The organism is Agrobacterium sp. 22094, assembly GCF_052046015.1.
GTDB classification, from domain to species: Bacteria; Pseudomonadota; Alphaproteobacteria; order Rhizobiales; family Rhizobiaceae; genus Agrobacterium; species Agrobacterium cavarae.
On record NZ_JBQEPX010000004.1, the window covers coordinates 58,643 to 77,137 of the forward strand.

At 57.8% G+C, this 18,495-nt stretch carries 18 protein-coding genes; 9 read left to right on the top strand and 9 right to left on the bottom strand.

The genetic code is table 11. The features are described 5' to 3' along the window. The first annotated feature begins 45 nt into the window (after positions 1 to 45). Entirely contained in the window at positions 46 to 1,176 is a 1,131-nt protein-coding gene (locus ACTJK5_RS17355; protein WP_113179128.1) for an NAD(P)/FAD-dependent oxidoreductase, read from the top strand. 63 nt (positions 1,177 to 1,239) lie between these two features. Here ACTJK5_RS17355 and ACTJK5_RS17360 read toward each other — a convergent pair whose 3' ends face one another. The 7 genes from ACTJK5_RS17360 to ACTJK5_RS17390 form a co-directional block, all read right to left on the bottom strand. After that, entirely contained in the window at positions 1,240 to 1,527 is a 288-nt protein-coding gene (locus ACTJK5_RS17360; RefSeq protein ID WP_062426696.1) for a DUF2218 domain-containing protein, read from the bottom strand. Positions 1,528 to 1,738: 211 nt separating this feature from the next. Beyond that, positions 1,739 to 3,730, bottom strand: coding sequence for an alpha-glucosidase (locus ACTJK5_RS17365; RefSeq protein WP_113179073.1), 1,992 nt, complete (start codon positions 3,728 to 3,730; stop codon positions 1,739 to 1,741). An 80-nt stretch (positions 3,731 to 3,810) separates the two neighbouring features. Continuing rightward, the gene (locus ACTJK5_RS17370) at positions 3,811 to 4,665 is read right to left on the bottom strand and encodes a carbohydrate ABC transporter permease (protein ID WP_113179072.1); all 855 of its coding nucleotides are present in this window, start codon (positions 4,663 to 4,665) and stop codon (positions 3,811 to 3,813) included. 3 nt (positions 4,666 to 4,668) lie between these two features. Then, positions 4,669 to 5,598 (bottom strand): carbohydrate ABC transporter permease, encoded by a 930-nt coding sequence (locus ACTJK5_RS17375; protein WP_113179071.1) that lies wholly within the window; start codon positions 5,596 to 5,598, stop codon positions 4,669 to 4,671. A 76-nt stretch (positions 5,599 to 5,674) separates the two neighbouring features. Further along, positions 5,675 to 6,901, bottom strand: coding sequence for an ABC transporter substrate-binding protein (locus ACTJK5_RS17380; RefSeq protein WP_113179070.1), 1,227 nt, complete (start codon positions 6,899 to 6,901; stop codon positions 5,675 to 5,677). 51 nt (positions 6,902 to 6,952) lie between these two features. Then, entirely contained in the window at positions 6,953 to 8,029 is a 1,077-nt protein-coding gene (locus tag ACTJK5_RS17385) for an ABC transporter ATP-binding protein (RefSeq protein WP_440612911.1), read from the bottom strand. 186 nt (positions 8,030 to 8,215) lie between these two features. Beyond that, a complete protein-coding gene (locus ACTJK5_RS17390; RefSeq protein ID WP_113179068.1) occupies positions 8,216 to 8,920 on the bottom strand; it encodes a GntR family transcriptional regulator in 705 nt (234 codons plus the stop codon). Between the two features lie 103 nt (positions 8,921 to 9,023). Here ACTJK5_RS17390 and ACTJK5_RS17395 point away from each other — a divergent pair, with 103 nt between their 5' ends. The 3 genes from ACTJK5_RS17395 to ACTJK5_RS17405 are packed head-to-tail and all read left to right on the top strand — an operon-like array spanning position 9,024 to position 11,598. Beyond that, positions 9,024 to 10,181, top strand: a complete 1,158-nt coding sequence (locus tag ACTJK5_RS17395) for an LLM class flavin-dependent oxidoreductase (RefSeq protein ID WP_113179067.1) — start codon at positions 9,024 to 9,026, stop codon at positions 10,179 to 10,181. Continuing rightward, a complete protein-coding gene (locus ACTJK5_RS17400) occupies positions 10,181 to 11,071 on the top strand; it encodes an aldo/keto reductase (protein WP_113179066.1) in 891 nt (296 codons plus the stop codon). Before ACTJK5_RS17395 ends, ACTJK5_RS17400 begins: the two co-directional genes overlap by 1 nt. Further along, complete coding sequence (locus tag ACTJK5_RS17405) at positions 11,071 to 11,598, top strand: flavin reductase family protein (RefSeq protein WP_112956847.1); 528 nt, start codon at positions 11,071 to 11,073, stop codon at positions 11,596 to 11,598. Before ACTJK5_RS17400 ends, ACTJK5_RS17405 begins: the two co-directional genes overlap by 1 nt. 12 nt (positions 11,599 to 11,610) lie before the next feature. On the opposite strand, the gene ACTJK5_RS17410 is transcribed toward ACTJK5_RS17405, so the two are convergent. Together ACTJK5_RS17410 and ACTJK5_RS17415 are read right to left on the bottom strand one after the other, a co-directional pair. After that, positions 11,611 to 11,805, bottom strand: a complete 195-nt coding sequence (locus ACTJK5_RS17410; protein WP_062597984.1) for a hypothetical protein — start codon at positions 11,803 to 11,805, stop codon at positions 11,611 to 11,613. A gap of 192 nt (positions 11,806 to 11,997) precedes the next feature. Beyond that, the gene (locus ACTJK5_RS17415; RefSeq protein ID WP_113179065.1) at positions 11,998 to 13,149 is read right to left on the bottom strand and encodes a mandelate racemase/muconate lactonizing enzyme family protein; all 1,152 of its coding nucleotides are present in this window, start codon (positions 13,147 to 13,149) and stop codon (positions 11,998 to 12,000) included. Between the two features lie 71 nt (positions 13,150 to 13,220). Between ACTJK5_RS17415 and ACTJK5_RS17420 the strand changes: the two genes are divergently transcribed. From ACTJK5_RS17420 to ACTJK5_RS17440, 5 genes are all read left to right on the top strand, one after another. Beyond that, positions 13,221 to 13,910 carry a GntR family transcriptional regulator gene (locus ACTJK5_RS17420; RefSeq protein ID WP_113179127.1) on the top strand — a complete coding sequence of 230 codons (690 nt, stop codon included), beginning with the start codon at positions 13,221 to 13,223 and terminating at the stop codon, positions 13,908 to 13,910. Between the two features lie 114 nt (positions 13,911 to 14,024). Next, positions 14,025 to 15,263, top strand: a complete 1,239-nt coding sequence (locus ACTJK5_RS17425) for an ABC transporter substrate-binding protein (protein WP_440612912.1) — start codon at positions 14,025 to 14,027, stop codon at positions 15,261 to 15,263. A gap of 69 nt (positions 15,264 to 15,332) precedes the next feature. Continuing rightward, a complete protein-coding gene (locus ACTJK5_RS17430) occupies positions 15,333 to 16,250 on the top strand; it encodes a carbohydrate ABC transporter permease (protein WP_113179126.1) in 918 nt (305 codons plus the stop codon). 3 nt (positions 16,251 to 16,253) lie between these two features. Further along, complete coding sequence (locus ACTJK5_RS17435) at positions 16,254 to 17,099, top strand: carbohydrate ABC transporter permease (protein ID WP_113179063.1); 846 nt, start codon at positions 16,254 to 16,256, stop codon at positions 17,097 to 17,099. 12 nt (positions 17,100 to 17,111) lie between these two features. Continuing rightward, complete coding sequence (locus ACTJK5_RS17440; RefSeq protein WP_113179062.1) at positions 17,112 to 18,194, top strand: sn-glycerol-3-phosphate ABC transporter ATP-binding protein UgpC; 1,083 nt, start codon at positions 17,112 to 17,114, stop codon at positions 18,192 to 18,194. Positions 18,195 to 18,495: the final 301 nt, after the last annotated feature.

Genomic DNA, 18,495 nt, shown 5'->3' on the forward strand with positions numbered 1-18,495 from the left:
GGCGGTTCTTCCACCCATCATCACAATCGAATGAAAGCCTATCCCATGACTGACAATATCATCTCGACAGCCGTCATCATCGGCGCCGGTATCTTTGGCGTTTCCACAGCTGTCCAACTGGCGCGCCGTGGCGTCAATGTGACGATCCTCAATGACGGCCCACCTGCCAACGGCGCCTCTGGCCGCTCGCTCTCCTGGCTGAATTCGGCGCGCATGCGCTCCGAGCCGTATCACCGGTTGCGCGTGGCGGGCATCGATCGCTATCGCACGCTCGCCGCGAAGAACCCGGACGCAGACTGGCTGCGCTTTGACGGTGGACTGACCTGGGATGCCGATGACGAGCGAAACGAAATCGACGCCGCCTATCGCCACGAGGTTTCAATTGGTTATGACGCACAGCGGCTTTCGGCGCAGGAAGTCTCCCGCGTTGTGCCCGGTCTCGACACCAGTGGCATTACGCCGCAAGGCGCGATCTTCAATCCCGGCGAAGGTTGGGTCGACCTGCCGACGCTGATCGGTTTGCTGCTGAAGGAGTTTTCCGAACTCGGCGGCGTTGTCGTCACGGATCAAGGTGCTGCCAAGGTGGTGATCGAAGGTGGGCGCGCAATCGGGGCGCAAACCGCCGAGGGCGATCTACACCGCGCGGACGCCGTTGTTCTCGCGACTGGTCCGGCGGTGCCGAAAATGGCTGCTGAGAACGGCCAGACCATCGGCGACGACACACCCATCGCCCTTCTCGTTCAGACCAAGCCCGTGGCTCATCCTTTGCGTGTCGTGCTGAACACACCGCGTGTTGCTGTTCGTCCAGCGCCTGGCGGCACATTCTCGCTCGATGCAGACTGGGCGGCCGACGAGGGTGTAAGCGTTAGCGCAGACGGTAGCTACCAGATCCAAGAGAGTGTGATTGCCGAGTTGCTGGCCGAAGCTGCCAAAGTGATGGAGGGTAACCCCCAACTCGAGGTTGCCTCCGTCGGTGTCGGCGGGAAGCCGATCCCGGGCGATGGCGAGCCGGTGATCGGGGCGTTGAAAGACATACCTGGGTACTATGTCGCCTTCAGCCACAGCGGCGCGACCCTCGGTCTCATCGTCGGCGAGTTGCTGGCCTATGAGGTCGCGAGCGGCGCCGAACATCCAATGCTGGCGACCTTCCGGCCCGGGCGCTTTAAGCCCGTCTGAGCATGGATTGGCGCTGTTGAGATAATCAGCCTGCCATAGTTTGGCAGGCTGAAGCAGATGAGGTCAGGCGAGCGGTCGCCAATCAAACGCGAGCGTTTCCTTGAATGCGAAACGCTCGATATGACGCTGGACGACATCCTGGAGAACCGTCAGGTCTTCGCTTTTGTGCGCAGCGACCTCGATGACCAACTGGGTATCGTTTGCACTGAGGCGCGCGTCACCGAGCGGCAGAGCGATCTTCGATGAAACCGGCGTGAACTCGGTCTCAAATTTGTGTGCCCAGTGCTTCGACAATTGCTGCAGATAGCGGCTCGCGTGCTGGGTGGTGACTTCGACTCGACTGCTAGACATGAATGCATACTCCTTAAGAGCGTCACGCCATTCTGTGCCAAAAGCAATAACGAACGCACCTTCGAAATCTCAAAGATGAGTATAATAGTCAAGTCATTATCCATGCTCAAGGCGGATACGCCTGCGGGATGATAGCCGTGTGCGATGGAGCGCAACGAGGCCTACTCAGCGAGTCTGTGAGCAGACCTCACGAAGTCTCGACCTCCCTCTGTCAGATTCCTTGAATATCGGCCAAGAGCTCGGCATTCTTTGAGTTCTTGCGATAGAATACCGGCGGTTTCCCGATTGGGGCGCCGACCGTGACTTCCTGACCGCCATCATGCGCCGAGCCGGTCCAGACGTGCACCCACTCGGCGTCCCCCGGCAGGTAGACGGTTCGCTCGTTCTGCTCCGCTTGCCAGACCGGTGCGACCAGAAGGTCTTCGCCGTAGAGATAGGCGTCCTGAATGTCATATGTTCTGCGGTCGTCCTCGTGATGCAGGAAAAGCGGACGTTGCACGGGCAGCCCGGTTTCGGCTGCTTGCCTGGAGAGAGACTTCAGGTAGGGCGCCAGGTGAACATAGATCGCCGTCATCCGGGCAAAGTGTGCGAGTACGGTCTCGTCCTGGTCGATCTGTAGATTGTCGCGCGGGCGGTTGCCCTCGTGGGTGCGCATGACCGGGGTGAAGGCGGCCATTTCGGTCCAGCGCATCAGGAGTTCTGCTGTGCGGACATTGCCAAATAGGCTTGTGTAGCCGCCGATATCGGAGTGGTGGTAGGCGTTGCCCAGCAGGCCTGAGGACAGCGCGCCGGAGATGACCGTGACAAGGCCGTCATGCCTTGTGAAATCCACCGACTGGTCTCCGCCCCACAGCAAGGGGCAGTGCGCCTGGACCCCGGTGAACCCCGCGCGCATAAAAAACAGGGCCTCGCCGGTCTTGCCACGACTTGCGACTGCCTTCGCGTTCACCTCGGCCCAGATGGTCGGCCAGGCATTGTGCATCAGCTTGGCATCTACTCCGTTGGAGAGGTGAATGTCGATCGGAAGGTACTCGCCGAAATCCGCCATCCAGCCGGAGAGGCCGTAATCGAGCATGTTCTGGCCAATGATGGTTTCGGCAAACCAGTCCATCGCTTCCGGGTTGGTAAAATCCACCACGCCGCAGTCGAACTCGCCGAAATCGACCAGCGCCGTTTCACCGTCGTCGTTCTTGGCAAAGTAACCCTTCGCCTCGGCCTCCGGGAAGAAGGAGCCATCGGCGCAAAGATAGGGGTTCACATAGCCGAGGAAACGGATGTCGTTATCGGCAAGCGCGTCGATCTTCTGGCGGAACGCCGGATAGCGTTCCTCGTTGGCTTTCCAGTCCCAAAAAAGCCGCGCGCCGAACGAGGTGTGGCGCAGGCCAACCCAGTCTTCGCACCACAGCCCGGAGACTTTCACACCCGCCGCGCGGATTTTCTCAAGCCGCGCAAAAGACTGCTCGCCGTCCTTAAGACCGATGATCGCGCCGTTATAGACCCATTCCGGCAGTTCGGGCTGGCGGCCAAAGCGTAGCGAAAGCTCTCCAACCAGTGCTTTGAAGCTGTCTGCTGCGAAAAACTCTAGGCGTTCCGGTACGGCCCAGGCCTCGATCTCGTGGAAGCCGTCACGGCGAAAGTCAAAGACGGAATAGGCGGTCGTTTCCACATGCAGCGCGTAGCGACGCGATGAGACGTAAGTCGGCTGCGGGTAGTTGGTGTGATAGTAGTCTCCGCCCGCCTTGCTGGTGATGTCTGCCTTGAACGTCAGCTCAGTGGTCTTGTCGCGACCGACGCCCGGTTCCGATGTCCAGAGCGGGAACTTGCGGCCACGCATATTGAAGTATGACATCTGCTCGCCGCCACCCCAGACGCATTCGTCCTTTTCGGCGACGACTCGCAGCCAGAAGCGGTTGATGGAAGGGTCGAGTGCCTCGATCTCGACGCTGTTGTCTACGACGCTTAAGCGAAGCCTCGGCGGCTGGCCTTTCGCAGTGGACAGCGTGATGCGGTCGCCTTCCAATTCTGCGTGAGTCAGTGCGACGCGCTCCACCACGTAATCTTCGATATCGAAATTGCCGCGATACATATCCATACGCTCTTCGCCCTTGCCGACAAAGAAGCATGGAGCATCGGCCGAATGGTGCAGAACGGCGGTTCCGTTTATGGCCAGTTCGAAGCCGTTGGCTGTCTTTTGGAAATGCATGGCAAACTCTCTCGATGATGGAGCGCTAGGGGCGCTTGAGCGAGCGCCTTCGTGCGCTCTCTCGGATGACATTGCGGCAACTAGCCCTTGATACCGCCTGCGGTCAGGCCGGAGACGACGCGTTCCTGGAAAATCACGATGAGGATCGCAACGGGAACGATACCGACGACGAGCGCTGCGGAAATAACCGGCCACGGGAAGGCAAACTCGCCTTGATAGAGCTGGATACCCACCGGCAGCGTGCGAAGCGACGGATTCGAGTTGAAGGACAGCGCCAACAGGAACTCGTCCCACGCATTGACGAAGGCGAGAATGCCTGCGGTGAAAACCCCCGGCGCGCACAGCGGAACGACAATCTTAAACAGTGCGCCGATACGGGTGCAGCCATCGATCATCGCTGCGTTTTCGAGGTCACGCGGGATACCCTCGAAGAAAGAGACCAGCATCAGGGTGCAGACGGGTAGCGACAATACGGTGTAGGGAAGAACAAGCGCAATCCAGGTGTTCAACAGATTTAGCGTGCGCATGATTTCAAAGAGCGGCACCAAGAGCGTCACCAGCGGAAAGGTGGAGACAGCAATGATGGCAGAGAGGATCAGGCCGCGATAACGCAGGTTTAGCCGCGCAAGCGCGTAGGCCGCCAGCACCGAGATGAAGAGCGTTAGGCAGGTGGAGAGCAGCGCCACCATGAAGCTGTTAAAGAGGAAGATGTGCAATGGCTGGTCGGAGAATGCCTGCATATAGTTTGCAAGTGTTGGCGCGTGCGGCAACCATGTGATCGGCTTGGCCGTCAGTTCTGCTTCGTTCTTCAGTGAGGTGAAGAGAATCCAAAGCGCCGGGAACATGCCATTGATGAGAAGTGCGGCCGCAGCGAACAGCCGAAGCGGCCGGCCCGCGAGCAAGGAGGAAAGACCGGGAGATTTTACAGTGCTCATGGCTCAGTCCTTCGTCCTGATGGCGCGCAGATAGATGACGGTCACCACCATGGAAAGTGCAAACATCACGACAGCCAATGCCGATCCATAACCGAGATCGAGGAACGACACCGTGTTCTGGTGGATATACATGGCTAGCGTTGCCGTCGACGTGCCTGGGCCGCCGCCTGTCATCATGTATGGAATGTCGAAGGTCTGGAGAGCCGTGATGGTTCTGAAGATCAACGCAACGACGATGGCTGGCTTCAAGAGGGGCAGGGTAATTTCAAAGAACTGACGAAGTCTGCCTGCACCGTCCACGTCGGCTGCCTCATACAGCGAGCGCGGTATTGTCTGGAGCCCAGCTAGAATGATCAGCGCCATGAAGGAAGAGGTCTTCCAGATAATCGTAAGACAAATGGCCGCGAACGCCCAGTTGGGCGAGTTGAACCAGATAATCCCTTCGAAACCAAGGCGGTTGAGCACATCATTGACGACACCATACTCGGAATGGAAGAACCACGCGAAGATGAGACCTGCGAAGGAAAGTGGCAGCGCCCAAGGGATGAGAAGCGAAAGGCGAACAGGCCATTGCGTGCGGAAGGGAAGGTTGGCAAGCAGCGCCAGTGCGAGGCCCATCAGCAGCGCACCTGGAACGGTGATCAGGGTGATCAGCACCGTGTTCCAGGTCGTTTCCCAGAAGACCGGATCTTCGAGCATTAGACGATAGTTATCGAGGCCGACAAACTCAGCCGGCAGGCCGGACGTCAGGGAAAGGCTGAACAAACTCGTGTAGCCGAGTTTCAGCACCGGATAGACGATGATGAGCGCAAGCAGGATGCCTGCAGGCGCTAGCAAGAGGACGGCAAGCGCGCGATCGCCAAGATCGAGCCAGTTCGTCCAGCGAGGAGCGGGTTTTTCCGCACCATGCGTGACGTGCAGAGACGAGGTCATCACCGTCGCATCTCCCAAACGAATGTGAATTGATGTTTAAGGGAGTGCTGGCAACTGCGCGACACTCCCCAAAACCTTAGCGGATGATACGCTTCAGGCGCGCTTCGATTTGCGCAGCGCCATCTTCAGGCGTGGTAACGCCAGCAAGGACGGCATTGACAGTCGTACGAATGACTTCGCTCACCTCGTTGTAGCGCGGGGTGACCGGGCGAGGCTTGGCGGTCTCGACCACCTGCAGCGCATCAGCAAACCAGGGCGCCGCCTTCAGCACGGCTTCGTCCTTATAGGCAGCAGGGTATGTCGGCAGCAGCGACCCATTGACCGCCATGAAGGTGGAGGTGTCCTGGCTTGACAGGTATTCAACCAGCTTTTGCGCCTCATCCTTGTGGTTGGAATAGGCTGAAACGCCCCATTCCCAGCCGCCAAGGCAGGTGGCCTGTTCGCCACCGGTAACCGCTGGAAGGCGAGCAACACCGACCTTGCCCACCACGGCAGAATCCTTGCCCTGAGACTGTGCCCAGGCATAGGACCAGTTGACGGCGAAGACGACGTTGCCGGCCTGGAATTCCTTGCGCGTATCATCCGTCGCGACTTCGGCGATATTCTTCTTCGCTACACCCTGATCGACGAAGCTCTTCCAGAGCTTGAGCGAATTGACCGCTGCCGTCTTGTCGAAGGTCAGCTTGCCGTTCTCCACAAGGTTCTTGCCCTGGCTCCAATAGGGCAGGAGGAAGGTGCAGACAGCACCCTCGATCGCCTTACCCTGGAAGGAGAGGCCCTGGAGGTCCGGGTTCTTTTCGCCTTCAGCGATCTTCTTGACCGCAGCCGTCAGTTCATCCCATGTCTTTGGCGGGGCGATGCCGTATTTGTCCAGCAGGTCCTTGCGATAATAGAGGAACATGGAGTCAGCGAAGGCAGGCAACGCGACGACCTTTCCATTCACGGTATTGGCCTCCGCATAGGCAGGCAGATAGGCCGACATGTCCTTGCCCTCGAACGGCACAGTCCAGCCTGCGGCAGCGAATTGCGCCGGGCGGATGACGTCGAGGATCAGCACGTCTAGCGACGGGTCCTTGGCTGACATGATGGTGTTGAGATACTGCGCCTGGGCTTCCGACGTGTTGCCGCCTGTTTCGATCGCGACCTTCGTGCCCGGGTTGGCCGCCTCGAATTTGTCGAGCACCTGGCGCCAGACCTGCGGTTGATGCTGGCTTGAAATATAGACCTTGAGATCTGCGGCAGATGCCAGAGATGTCGTCAGGCCGAGCGCCAGCAGTGCACCCGTTATAATCTTGATTGTCATTCCATCCTCCCGTTGAACCTTGACTGCGCGGACCTTTTTATCGTCCTGCTTTTAATTGATGACCCGCTCGCTTTGTGCATCGAACAGATGAATTCGCGATGGATCGACGCCGATGCGGATCGTCTCGCCCACTGTGGGTCGTGCGTCGGGCGCCATGCGCGCCGTCAGCATATCGTCGCCGATCTTGAAGTGGACGAGCGTGTCAGAACCCAGCGGTTCTACCACCTGGACTTCCGCCGACATCACGGCAGCATCATCGACGACGCCGCCAAAGTGCTCTGGACGGATACCGACCAGTATCTCCTGCCCATCCAGCGCACCTGCCTTGCCGAGATTAAGTCCATTGCTGAAGAGGCTGTCGCCATTGCCGAAGAGAACCTTGCCTCCCGACATGCGGGCGCGGGCAAAATTCATCGCCGGCGAGCCGACGAACCCGCCGACGAAGGCGCTCTGCGGCTTGTTGTAAACCTCATCCGGCGTGCCGACCTGCTCGATCTCCCCACCCTTCAGAATGACGATCCGGTCGGCGAGGGTCATCGCCTCCACCTGGTCGTGGGTGACGTAGATGATCGTCGTGCCGATCTGCTGATGCAGACGCTTGATCTCGGTGCGAACCTGACCGCGCAGTTTGGCATCGAGGTTCGATAGAGGCTCATCGAAAAGGAAGACCTGCGGCCGGCGGACGATCGCCCGGCCCATGGCCACGCGCTGGCGCTGGCCGCCGGAAAGCTGGCCGGGGCGCCGGTCGAGCAGATGAGCGATGCCAAGCATTTCCGCAACTTCATTGATGCGCTTATTGGCGTCGTCCAAGGCGACGCCTCGCACCTTCAGGCTGAAGCCCATATTCTCGCGCACGGTCTTATGCGGGTAAAGCGCATAGTCCTGAAAGACCATGGCGATGTCGCGTCCGCGCGGCGGCAGATTGTTCACAACCGTATTGCCAATACGGATTTCACCGCCGCTGATGCTCTCGAGCCCGGCCACCATACGAAGCGTCGTGGACTTGCCGCAACCGGATGGACCCACGAAGACCACGAACTCGCCATCGGCAATCTCCAGATCGATGCCCTTGACGATGCGGAGCGAGCCATAGCTCTTTTCCAGTTTGCGCAGGCTTACCGAAGCCATTCATTCCTCCCAAGCTCGTCATTGCCGACGAGTTCCTTGACAAAAATCATAACTGCGAAAAAAAAGAAATCAATAGTGTATCAATTTTATTCCAGTGCGGGTGTTTCGTTCTAGTTTTTGTTGATTTTGCGAGATAATTTTCGCAACGCTGCTGCGGCATAGGCATATCGGTCTTTACCGGAGCTCTCACCGCAATCTGCTGACATAGCGGGCAACGGTATGGTCATACCATGTGTGAGACACCTCGGCCTTTTCTCCATCGTGCGAGTGACTGATGCGCAGGACATGCGGCAGCAGATCGCCGCTTGCAGGGCGGAAGGTGGCAGGCGACCAATCAGGGACGTGACCAAGATCGATATAGTCCTCCGCCTTGGCGATCCAGAGGTTCAGTCTCGTGCGGTAATAGAGATAGAGAGATTCGGACAGATCTTCTGGCACGATCGAATCGACATAGGAACCGTCGAGCCAAATCTCCTCGATGGCGGCAACCTTGCCTCCAATCTTTCGCAGGCGGCGAATGCGATGCCCCTGCAATGACCTGCCGAAGGAAGGGAGGCTTGGATCTTTCGTCTCAAGGCTGACGCTTAGAATCTCGGCTGTTGGCAGGCCACCGCCTTCGATCAACTCCAACCGGAACAGGGCGTAGACGCTCTGCGGATCGTTGATTGCGCGGATGTAATTGCCTGAGCCTTGAATGCGCTCCAGCAGGCCACGGCTCTCCAGTTCGGCCAGCGTTTTGCGCAATGTGCCGACGGCAATCCCCAGCTCTTTTGCCATGTCTCTTTCCGGCGGAAGTTTCTCGCCATCGATCAAACGGCCCGCTGCAATATCACGCACCAATGTCTCGGCGATCTGGAGATACACGGGCAGACTTCCCTTTGAGCTCTTCATTTTCAACGCCTTTCCTCCCGCGGCATAAAAAATTGATACATCATTGATTTACATCAAGGCCGATGATATTCAAATAGACATTGGACGTTTTGGGAGGATTTTTATGACCGTTGTGCCCGTAACCTCAGCTGACCTCGACGCTGCCGAGGTGTCCTGGTTTTCGGCGCTCTGCTCCGATGATTACGAGTTTCTTGGCGTGCCAGACGGTCGCCTGCGCTCTAGCTGGGATCATTGCTCCTCCATCGTCAAGAAAGCTGAAGAGCTGAAGTTTCGCAACATCCTTTGCCCATCCTCCTATCAGGTCGGCCAGGATACGCTGAGCTTCGTTGCCGGATGTGCGCCGATCACTGAGGATATCAACTTCCTTGCTGCAATCCGTTGTGGTGAGATGCAGCCCATCATGCTGGCGCGCACTGTCGCGACGCTCGATCACATGCTGAAAGGTCGTTTGACGTTGAACGTCATCAGCTCCGACTTTCCGGGTGAGGTCGCCGACAGTGCCTATCGTTACAAGCGCAGCCACGAGGTGGTGGAAATCCTGCGTCAGGCCTGGACGCGTGATGAAATCAATCATGATGGCGAAATCTATCAGTTCAAGAACGTCACCACCGAACCGGCGCGTCCCTATCAGCAGAATGGCGGACCGCTGCTCTATTTCGGCGGCTATTCGCCGGATGCGTTGGAACTCTGCGGTGCCCAATGCGACGTTTACCTGATGTGGCCTGAGGTGAAGGAACAACTGGCCGAGCGCATGCGCGCCGTGCATGCACGTGCCGAAGCCCATGGCCGCACGCTGGATTACGGTCTGCGCGTACATATGATCGTTCGCGACACGGAAGCCGAAGCGCATGAATACGCCGAACATCTCGTCTCGAAGCTCGATGACGAATATGGCCGTCAGATCCGTGCCCGCGCGCATGACAGCATCTCGCTTGGCGTCGCCCATCAGGCAAAGGCTCGCGAACAGGCTGACCAATTCGGCTACACCGAGCCCAATCTCTGGACCGGTGTCGGGCGCGCCCGTTCGGGATGTGGTGCGGCACTTGTCGGTTCCACCGATCAGGTCCTGACGAAGCTTGAGGAATATCAGAAGATGGGCATCCGCGCCTTCATCTTCTCCGGTTATCCGCATCTTGACGAGGCCGAGCATTTTGGCCGTAAGGTTCTGCCGCAAATGAAGACCTGCTCGTTGCCGCATGTACGTGGACGCGTTCCGGCACAAACCCCTGCAACACCTCTTGGCAATGGAGAGCGCCACTAATGCAACGCATCGATATCACATCCGGGCTTTCCTTCAGCCGCATCGTTTACGGCATGTGGCGGATCGGCGATGACACCGACACCTCACCGCGCCATGTGCAGGCGAAGATCGAGGCCTGCCTGGAACAGGGCATCACCACCATGGATCAGGCCGATATTTATGGCGGCTATACAGCGGAAGCCATTCTGGGCAATGGGCTTAGAGAGACGCCATCGCTGCGCGACAGAATCGAAATCGTCACGAAATGCGGCATCGTTGCTCCCGCCGGCCGCCATTCCGCTGCCCGCGTCAAGCATTACGACACAGGTGCGAAGCACATCAACGCGTCCGTCGAAGCCTCGCTGCGCGACATGAATACAGATCGTATCGATCTGCTCCTGATCCACCGTCCGGACCCGATGATGGATCCGGAGGAGACCGGTGAGACGCTGGATGCGCTGGTAGCCTCCGGCAAGGTCAGGAGTGTCGGCGTATCGAATTTCCGGCCTTGGGATTTTTCGCTGCTGCAATCCAACATGACGGAAGAGCTGGTCACCAATCAGATCGAGATCAGCCTTGCTGAAACGTCGGCTTTCACCAACGGCGATCTTGCCTATCTCCAGGAGCGCGCGCTGCCGGTAATGGCCTGGTCGCCCCTTGGTGGCGGGTCGCTGATGGGCAAAGATGGTCCATTGTCCGACGCGCTAGAGCGCATCGCCAAGGAGAATAATGTCGATGCGGCCGCCGTTGCTGTGGCTTGGCTGCTGGCCCATCCGGCGAAGATCCTGCCGGTGATGGGAACCAACAATCTGGCCCGTATCGCTTCCATTTCGGATGCCGAAAAGGTCGAAATGGACCGCCAGACATGGTTCGAACTCTATACGCTGGCAAATGGTCGTGAGGTGCCCTGATGACATCGATGAGCAGTGTGAACACGCAGACCGAGCATCTCTTTGTTCCAGACGCGACGACCGCGCGAAGCTTCCGCAATGCGCTTGGAAACTTTCCAACGGGTGTGACGGTGGTGACGGCCGATACGGCCAACGGGCCGCTTGGCATGACGGTCAACAGCTTCTCGTCCGTGTCGCTCGACCCGCCGCTGGTGCTCTGGTCTCCAGCTAAGACCTCAACCCGCCACGACTTCTTCATCGGCGCGACAAATTTCGCCATTCATGTTTTGGACGCCGAACAGGACGCTCTTTGCTCGCGCTTTACGCGCGGCGGCCGCGGCTTTGAAGAGTTGGACTGGGAGCGAAATTCAGAAGGCGTGCCGATCATTCCGGGGACGTTGAGCCGCTTCGAATGCGCCCAGGCGTCAGTTCACGATGCGGGCGACCACTCCATCATCATCGGTCGCGTCCTTCGTGCCGCCCACCGGGAAGGCGACCCATTGTGCTTCGCCCGCGGCGCCTTCGGACGCTTCACCGTTAACGCGTGACGCTGTCAGCACTCAGCCCTGAAACAGCGCCAAAACCGCCGAGATCACCGTCGCGCCACCGATCGGCGCGACGAGCGCCAACACGGCGTTGAAGATCAGCACCCAAATCAGAACTTTCTGCTCGCGCTCGGAAAGCTGCCGATACTCCGGTTTCCGTGGAGGCGGTTCGGGTTGCTGTCGATAGTAGCCTTCCAAATCACGATACATGCCGTTTCCCTCGCACCGTATTCATAAATATACTACCAATGGCTCGGTCTGGATTACAAGATGGACCGACAAATCGAAGATCTCTGAGGCGCACCCCTCTTTGTTGTCGATGCACCAACTGGTGCATGAAACCATACGCTTGTCGGATGGTAAGCGACGCTTGCGACGCCACTCACCTTGCCTATTCGTGGCCTAGAAAAGGTCTTGAGGAATGGGAAGACGGTCGTTTTTCGGCGCAGGTCCGAGCTTTGACGTTGGTAGGCGCACGGGCCTTGCCCATTCCCGCCGCGCGTCTTCCGAGAGAACGAGGCCGTGGCCGGGGCGATTGGGTGCGTAAGCATAGCCATCGCGAATTTCGATCGGCGTTTCCACCAGATGGTCGTAGTTCTGGAAGGAGTATTCCAGCCATTCCACTTCAGGCAGAGCTGCCGCCATATGAATGCCGACTTCCAGGAACGTGTTGCCGAGGCTGACGGGGACGCCCATTTCGGCAGCGAGCCAGCCGATACGCATGACATCCGTGACCTGGCCATGAACATTCAGAAGGTCGGTACCGTGGTTCTCCAGAAGGATGCGCTTTCCCGGCATGTCGAGATACTCGCCGCTGTTGATTTGAGTCCAGTTGACGGCGTGGCGTAACGTCCGCAGCCCCTCAAAGTCATGACGCAAAATCGGGTCTTCGACCCAAAGAAGATCGTGGCCCGCATCTCGAATGGCTGTCAATTTGACCAGCGCCTCTTTTGAATTCCAGGCTTCGTTGGGATCGATCATGACCAGCGACCCGGCCGGCACCGATTCCCGCAAAAGCTCCAGTCGTCTCAAGTCCCGCTGAAAGTCCGGGTGGCCGACCTTGATCTTGAAGGCTGTGTATCCAATGCTGGCCGCATAGGAGAATAGAGCGCGGAAGGCTTCGTCGCTGAGGTGAAAATCAAGTCCGCTTGCATAGGCGCGAACGCGGTCTCGTCTGCTTCCAAGAAGCTGGTGAAGCGGTAGGCCCGCTTCTTTTGCTGCAAGGTCCCAAAGAGCAACCTGCAACGCCTCGTGGAATGGTAAGGAAAAGGCGCGCTGATTTCCGCCACGAGGTCTATTGACGCGATGCACGAGACCTATGGCCTTTTGTCCCTTAATCGTCGGCCAAACTTCGGTTTCGAAAACCGTCTCAATCTCTGCCTGATCGGGCAGGGGATAAAACAACGACTGAATGAACCCCAGTCCGATCTCACCGCTTTCGGAGACCAGTTCCAGGGCAGCGACATTGGTATCGTCGATGCGAACCTGACTATCGCCAATTACTCTGTCGCGGGCAAACTGAAATCGCGTTATACGGAATTGAGAAATAGACATGATGCGCTCTTTGATCGTTTAATGAGATCCACTGATCTATCAGAAGGAAAAATTTTGTCATCATGAAAAACATGCCGGAGCGAAGAAGTGCGAGTTCGAATGTAGCGACGTCGGGTGCTCCGCGCCTGAGCGATGTCGCTTATGAGCGTATCCTCGAAAGCCTGTTCGAAAGAAGGGTGCCGGTGGGAGCGTTCATTTCGCAAAATGAACTATGTGCGATCGTGGATGTGCCGGTCGCCCCGCTGCGTGACGCGCTGCGGGTGCTGGAGACGGAAGGCATTCTGACAATCCATCCCCGCTCCGGCATCCAGTTCATCCGGCCTGGACTTGAATTGACGCGATCCACCTATCAATTCCGATCGATCGTAGAGCGCGCCGCCGTGCGGGTCTTTGCCGAGGAGGGGGATGAAAATGTCACAAATGCGCTGGAAGTCCGGCATTCCAGGCTCTTGCGCCGTGTCGAGCGCGACGGGATAGGGCCGGAGCAGATACAGGAGATGGATGCTCTGGAAATGGAATTGCATGGGCAGATCATCCAGGCGTTGCGCAATCCGTTGATCGAGAGTGCGTATAGACGCATGCACAATTATCTCAGATTGCTGCGTCTGGAGCGAAAGGTCACGCCACCCATCATGACCCGAACGCTCAAGGAGCATCTCGATATTCTCGAGGCTTGCGGCACGAGAAATCCCGACGCTGCGGAGAAAGCTCTTTATGCCCACTTTCAGGCAGCCATGCAGCGTAACCTCGGCTTGGTCTGATTTGCCATCGCGAAATAAGGGCGGTGGGGACTGTCCCGTGTTGCTTACCTCAAAGAAGGGTGCTAGGTTCGACTGATAGATCAGAAAGGGAGTCTGATCTTTTGGGAGGTCTTCATGCAACTTAGCAAACGCGAATTCTTGGCCGCGGGCGCGGCGCTGGCCCTGGCCGCAGGCCTGCGTAACGCCAACGCCGCTACGTCCATCAGCTACTGGCATCATTTTGCCAGTCAGTCGGAGATGGCAGGGCTGGCTAAAATCATTCAACTCTTTGCAGCAGCACATCCGGATGTGTCGGTCACGCAGGAGAACATCCCCAATTCCGAATACATGGCGAAAGTGTCTTCGGCCGTTGTTGCCGGCGGCCGACCGGACACCGGCATGGTGATCGCCGAACGTATTGCCGACTTGACGGCGATGGACGCCCTCGTCGATATTTCCGATCGCGTCAATACGTGGGATGGTAAAGCCAATCTCCCGGACAACCGCTGGGCGGGCATGTCGCATGATGGCGCGATTTACGCGGTTCCGGCCTACGCATTTGTTGACTGGATGTATTACCGCAAGGACTATTTCGAGGAGGCGGGCATTGCCGGTCCTCCGAAGACCTTCGAGGAATTCCTGACGGTTAGCCGCAAGCTGACGGACCCTTCCAAGAACCGCTATGCATTCGGTATGCGCGGTGGTGCGGGTGCCTTCAAATACGTCATCGACGTGATGGAGGCCTTCGGTTCGCCGATCGTCAAGGACGGTCAGGCGGCCATTGACAAGCCGGCTGCCGTGGAGGCAATAACCTTCTATGCCGATCTGTTCCGTAAGGAAAAAGTCGCGCCGCCAAGTGCGCCGAACGATAGCTACCGCCAGATCATGGAAGGTTTTAGAACCGGTCAGACGGCGATGATCTGGCATCATACGGGCTCGCTGATCGAGATTTCGACCGCCCTCAAGCCCGGCGTTCAGTTCAGTACGGCGCCCATGCCAGCGGGGCCGAAGGCGCACATTGCGCGCGTAGCCTATGCGGGCAACGGCATCTTCAAGGAAGACAATATCGAGGCCGCGTGGAAGTGGATCAGTTTCTGGGGTCAGACCGACGCGGCAATCGCCCTTCTTGAAGCCACCGGCTATTTTCCCGCATCCACAGCCGCGCTGAAGGATGAGCGAATAACAGGAAATCCGATCTATGGCGCGGCAACACAGACGCTTGATTTCGGCCGTCTGCCGAACGGTTTCGTGGGTGCTGCGGGATGGTCTGAGAACGTCGTCAATCCCACCTTCCAGGCGGTTCTGACGGGGCAACTGCAGCCAGATCAGGCTGTCGATCGCATGATAGAAGGTCTTGAGACCGCCCTTCGCTAATCGCCTTTAGGCGCGGTACGTCCAAGCGTACCGCGCGCCAAGCAGGGACGGCGTCCAAGCCGCATGTTCATGACCTCACATTCCAGACGCCCATTTCTCAGCGACCTCGGAGAAATCTCTGAGACGCGATACTGGGTTTATCTTCTTCTGCTGCCGAGCCTTCTGTTACTCTTTCTCGTCGTCGCCTATCCCACGATTTATGGCTTCTTCATCAGTGTGCGCGAGATGCGTCTGACACGACCAGGCCTTAACGGCTGGGTGGGGATGAAGCACTATGCTGCGATGATGTCGGACCGCGTTTTCTGGATTTCGCTGAAGAATACGGCGATCTGGGTGGTCGCAGCGGTGACGATCGAAATGGCTCTGGGCTTCGTTGCAGCCCTCGCGTTGAACCGCAACCTGCCGGGAACGAAGATTTTCGGCATCCTCATTCTTCTCCCCTATTTTCTTCCCAATGTTGTTGCCGGACATATGTGGGCGCTGCTTCTCGACCCCCGTCTTGGCGTCATCAACGATATTCTGGTCCGGCTCGGTATTTTGAGCACCTATAAGGCGTGGTTTGCAGATCCGAATACCGCATTGGCCGCAACGATCCTCGTCGAGGCCTGGCACGGTTTCCCGTTCTTCGCGCTTCTCTTTCTCGCCGGCCTTAAAGGTATTCCGGAAGACTTGTACAAGGCAGCCGCGGTGGACGGCGCAGGCGCTTTTACCAAGTTCAGATTGATCACTGTGCCGATGTTGAAGACGGTCATCACAGCTGCCGTGATCCTGCGTGTCATCAGCCTTGTGAACTCGCCTGATCTTCTGCTGGTTCTGACCGGCGGAGGGCCTGGCAATTCCACGCAAGTCCTTTCGCTCTACGCTTTCCAGACAGCGTATCGCGACTTCAATTTTGGCTATGCGGGTGCTCTGTCCGTGGTGATGTTCTTCATCCTCATGGTCTTTGCAACGATTTACATCCGCTTGGCGCGCATCACGAGGGAATGAACGATGTTTAAAAGCAAACGCCAACGGCGCGTGGCGGGCGACATTCTGACCTATGTCGTTCTGTTTACCCTGGCAGGGTTTTGCCTTGGGCCGATGGTCTGGATGTTCCTGACGTCTTTGAAGCCGGAGGCCGATATCGTCACCTCTGAGATGCAGTATATTCCCCGGCACGTCACATTCGAAAACTACGTGGCGATCTGGACCCAGTCGAATTTTCCAGTGCTGATTACCAACAGCTTGATCGTCACCACCATTACGGTCGCGATCTGTGTGGTGGCGGGAACGCTCGCGGCCTATGCCTTCGCGCGCATCACCTTCCGCGGGCGCAACAACATTATGCTGGGATATCTGCTGGTCCGCATGTTTCCCGCAGTGATGATGATCATTCCGCTTTACGTCATGATGAGGACGGTGGGGTTGGTCGATAGCAGGTTTGGCCTGGCGCTGGCCTATACGAGCTTCCTGCTGCCGCTGTTTGTCTGGATGCTGAAAGGCTTCTTCGATGCCGCGCCCAAGGAGCTTGAAAGCGCAGCACGTATCGATGGTTCGACCCGTCTTGGCGCCATGGTCCGCATCGTTCTGCCGCTGGCGCGAAACGGCCTTGTCGCAAGTTCGGTCTTCATCGCCATCGCCGCGTGGAATGAATTCATCTTCGCGTTGATGCTGACCACGGGGCAGGGGTCTCGAACCTGGCCTGTCGGCCTTCAATTGATGGTTGGGGAATTCCAATTGCCCTGGGGCGTTCTGGCCGCGGGCGGCATTCTCAGCATTCTTCCCGTCATGCTCCTCTTTGCAATCGTTCAGCGCGCAATGGTTCAAGGCCTGACGGCCGGGGCCATCAAGGGCTAAAGGAACAGTTTCATGGCAACACTTTCCCTCAACAACGTCCGCAAATCCTACGGTGCACTCGAAGTTCTGCATGGCATAGATATCGAGCTGGAGGATGGTGGATTTCTGGTGCTTCTTGGCCCGTCCGGCTGCGGCAAATCCACCTTGCTCAACATCATTGCCGGACTTGACGAAACCTCCAGCGGTGACATCGCCATAGGCGGGCAATCGGTCTCCGACCTGCCGCCCAAGGACCGTAACATCGCTATGGTCTTTCAGTCCTATGCGCTCTATCCCACCATGTCGGTGGAGCGGAATATCGGCTTTGGTCTGGAGATGCGCGGAACACCGGCAGATCAGCGACGTGAAGCGGTGACACGTGCGGCAGAGATGCTGCAGGTCAGCCACCTCCTAGACCGCAAGCCCGCCAATCTCTCAGGCGGCCAGCGCCAACGTGTAGCAATGGGCCGCGCCATCGTCCGCGATCCGGATTTGTTCCTGTTCGACGAGCCGCTCTCCAACCTCGACGCGAAGCTTAGGGTCGAGATGAGGACCGAAATCAAACGGCTTCATGAGCGATTGGGAACGAGCATCGTCTACGTGACCCACGACCAGATCGAAGCCATGACGCTCGCGACAAAAGTGGCGGTCATGAAAGGTGGACATATCCAGCAACTGGCAGATCCGCGGACGATCTATGAGCGCCCTGCCAATATGTTCGTTGCTGGGTTCATTGGCTCGCCAGCCATGAACTTCATCAATGGTCGCTTGGTAAAACACGGCTCAGGCTGGCTGTTCGAGGCACAAGGCGTTGCGCTTGATTTGGGTCCCACCGATAGCAATTGGTCTGAGAAAGACGTCATTCTCGGTGTGCGACCCGAAGAGTTCAAGATTGCGCGCGGCGATGAGGTGGCACCATTTTCCGGAAGGATCGATGTGGTGGAACCGACAGGACCGGATACGATGCTGACCGCACTGATTGGTGATCAGACGGTCGTTGCGCGTGTAGAGCCCCGCTTTTCAGGGAAGCGAGGAGGCGGCATCCGCTTTGCTGTCGATGTCGCGAGTCTCAATCTCTTCGATCCGCAGACACAGCTGAGACTGGATTGGCGATGATGTCCTTCTACAGCGGCCTCCATCGGCTTTTTGAATAACAGAAGCGCTTGTTGAAGGCATTGGAGAAATACTGGCTGGAATTGACGCCGCTACTCCGCGCAATGTCGGTCACGCCGGTCGTGCTGAGGTTCTGCATGAGGCAGGATCAAGAAAATGCACATAGCCGTCTCGGACCAACATACGGGTTGCCGGTCGAGTGTAATTGCCAGGGCTGGCTGACGATGCGTTGGGGCGGATAGAAGTAATAAGCGGACCGGCAGAAGGGGACTTCGAAATGGCCCCCTTTTGTCTGTTTGAGCTC

What these genes read in the sequence shown, in the direction of transcription:
- ACTJK5_RS17355 (WP_113179128.1), top strand. Translation starts at nt 46, where the DNA reads ATGACTGACAATATCATCTCGACAGCCGTCATCATCGGCGCCGGTATC.
- ACTJK5_RS17360 (WP_062426696.1), bottom strand. Translation starts at nt 1,527, where the DNA reads ATGTCTAGCAGTCGAGTCGAAGTCACCACCCAGCACGCGAGCCGCTAT.
- ACTJK5_RS17365 (WP_113179073.1), bottom strand. Translation starts at nt 3,730, where the DNA reads ATGCATTTCCAAAAGACAGCCAACGGCTTCGAACTGGCCATAAACGGA.
- ACTJK5_RS17370 (WP_113179072.1), bottom strand. Translation starts at nt 4,665, where the DNA reads ATGAGCACTGTAAAATCTCCCGGTCTTTCCTCCTTGCTCGCGGGCCGG.
- ACTJK5_RS17375 (WP_113179071.1), bottom strand. Translation starts at nt 5,598, where the DNA reads ATGACCTCGTCTCTGCACGTCACGCATGGTGCGGAAAAACCCGCTCCT.
- ACTJK5_RS17380 (WP_113179070.1), bottom strand. Translation starts at nt 6,901, where the DNA reads ATGACAATCAAGATTATAACGGGTGCACTGCTGGCGCTCGGCCTGACG.
- ACTJK5_RS17385 (WP_440612911.1), bottom strand. Translation starts at nt 8,029, where the DNA reads ATGGCTTCGGTAAGCCTGCGCAAACTGGAAAAGAGCTATGGCTCGCTC.
- ACTJK5_RS17390 (WP_113179068.1), bottom strand. Translation starts at nt 8,920, where the DNA reads ATGAAGAGCTCAAAGGGAAGTCTGCCCGTGTATCTCCAGATCGCCGAG.
- ACTJK5_RS17395 (WP_113179067.1), top strand. Translation starts at nt 9,024, where the DNA reads ATGACCGTTGTGCCCGTAACCTCAGCTGACCTCGACGCTGCCGAGGTG.
- ACTJK5_RS17400 (WP_113179066.1), top strand. Translation starts at nt 10,181, where the DNA reads ATGCAACGCATCGATATCACATCCGGGCTTTCCTTCAGCCGCATCGTT.
- ACTJK5_RS17405 (WP_112956847.1), top strand. Translation starts at nt 11,071, where the DNA reads ATGACATCGATGAGCAGTGTGAACACGCAGACCGAGCATCTCTTTGTT.
- ACTJK5_RS17410 (WP_062597984.1), bottom strand. Translation starts at nt 11,805, where the DNA reads ATGTATCGTGATTTGGAAGGCTACTATCGACAGCAACCCGAACCGCCT.
- ACTJK5_RS17415 (WP_113179065.1), bottom strand. Translation starts at nt 13,149, where the DNA reads ATGTCTATTTCTCAATTCCGTATAACGCGATTTCAGTTTGCCCGCGAC.
- ACTJK5_RS17420 (WP_113179127.1), top strand. Translation starts at nt 13,221, where the DNA reads ATGCCGGAGCGAAGAAGTGCGAGTTCGAATGTAGCGACGTCGGGTGCT.
- ACTJK5_RS17425 (WP_440612912.1), top strand. Translation starts at nt 14,025, where the DNA reads ATGCAACTTAGCAAACGCGAATTCTTGGCCGCGGGCGCGGCGCTGGCC.
- ACTJK5_RS17430 (WP_113179126.1), top strand. Translation starts at nt 15,333, where the DNA reads ATGACCTCACATTCCAGACGCCCATTTCTCAGCGACCTCGGAGAAATC.
- ACTJK5_RS17435 (WP_113179063.1), top strand. Translation starts at nt 16,254, where the DNA reads ATGTTTAAAAGCAAACGCCAACGGCGCGTGGCGGGCGACATTCTGACC.
- ACTJK5_RS17440 (WP_113179062.1), top strand. Translation starts at nt 17,112, where the DNA reads ATGGCAACACTTTCCCTCAACAACGTCCGCAAATCCTACGGTGCACTC.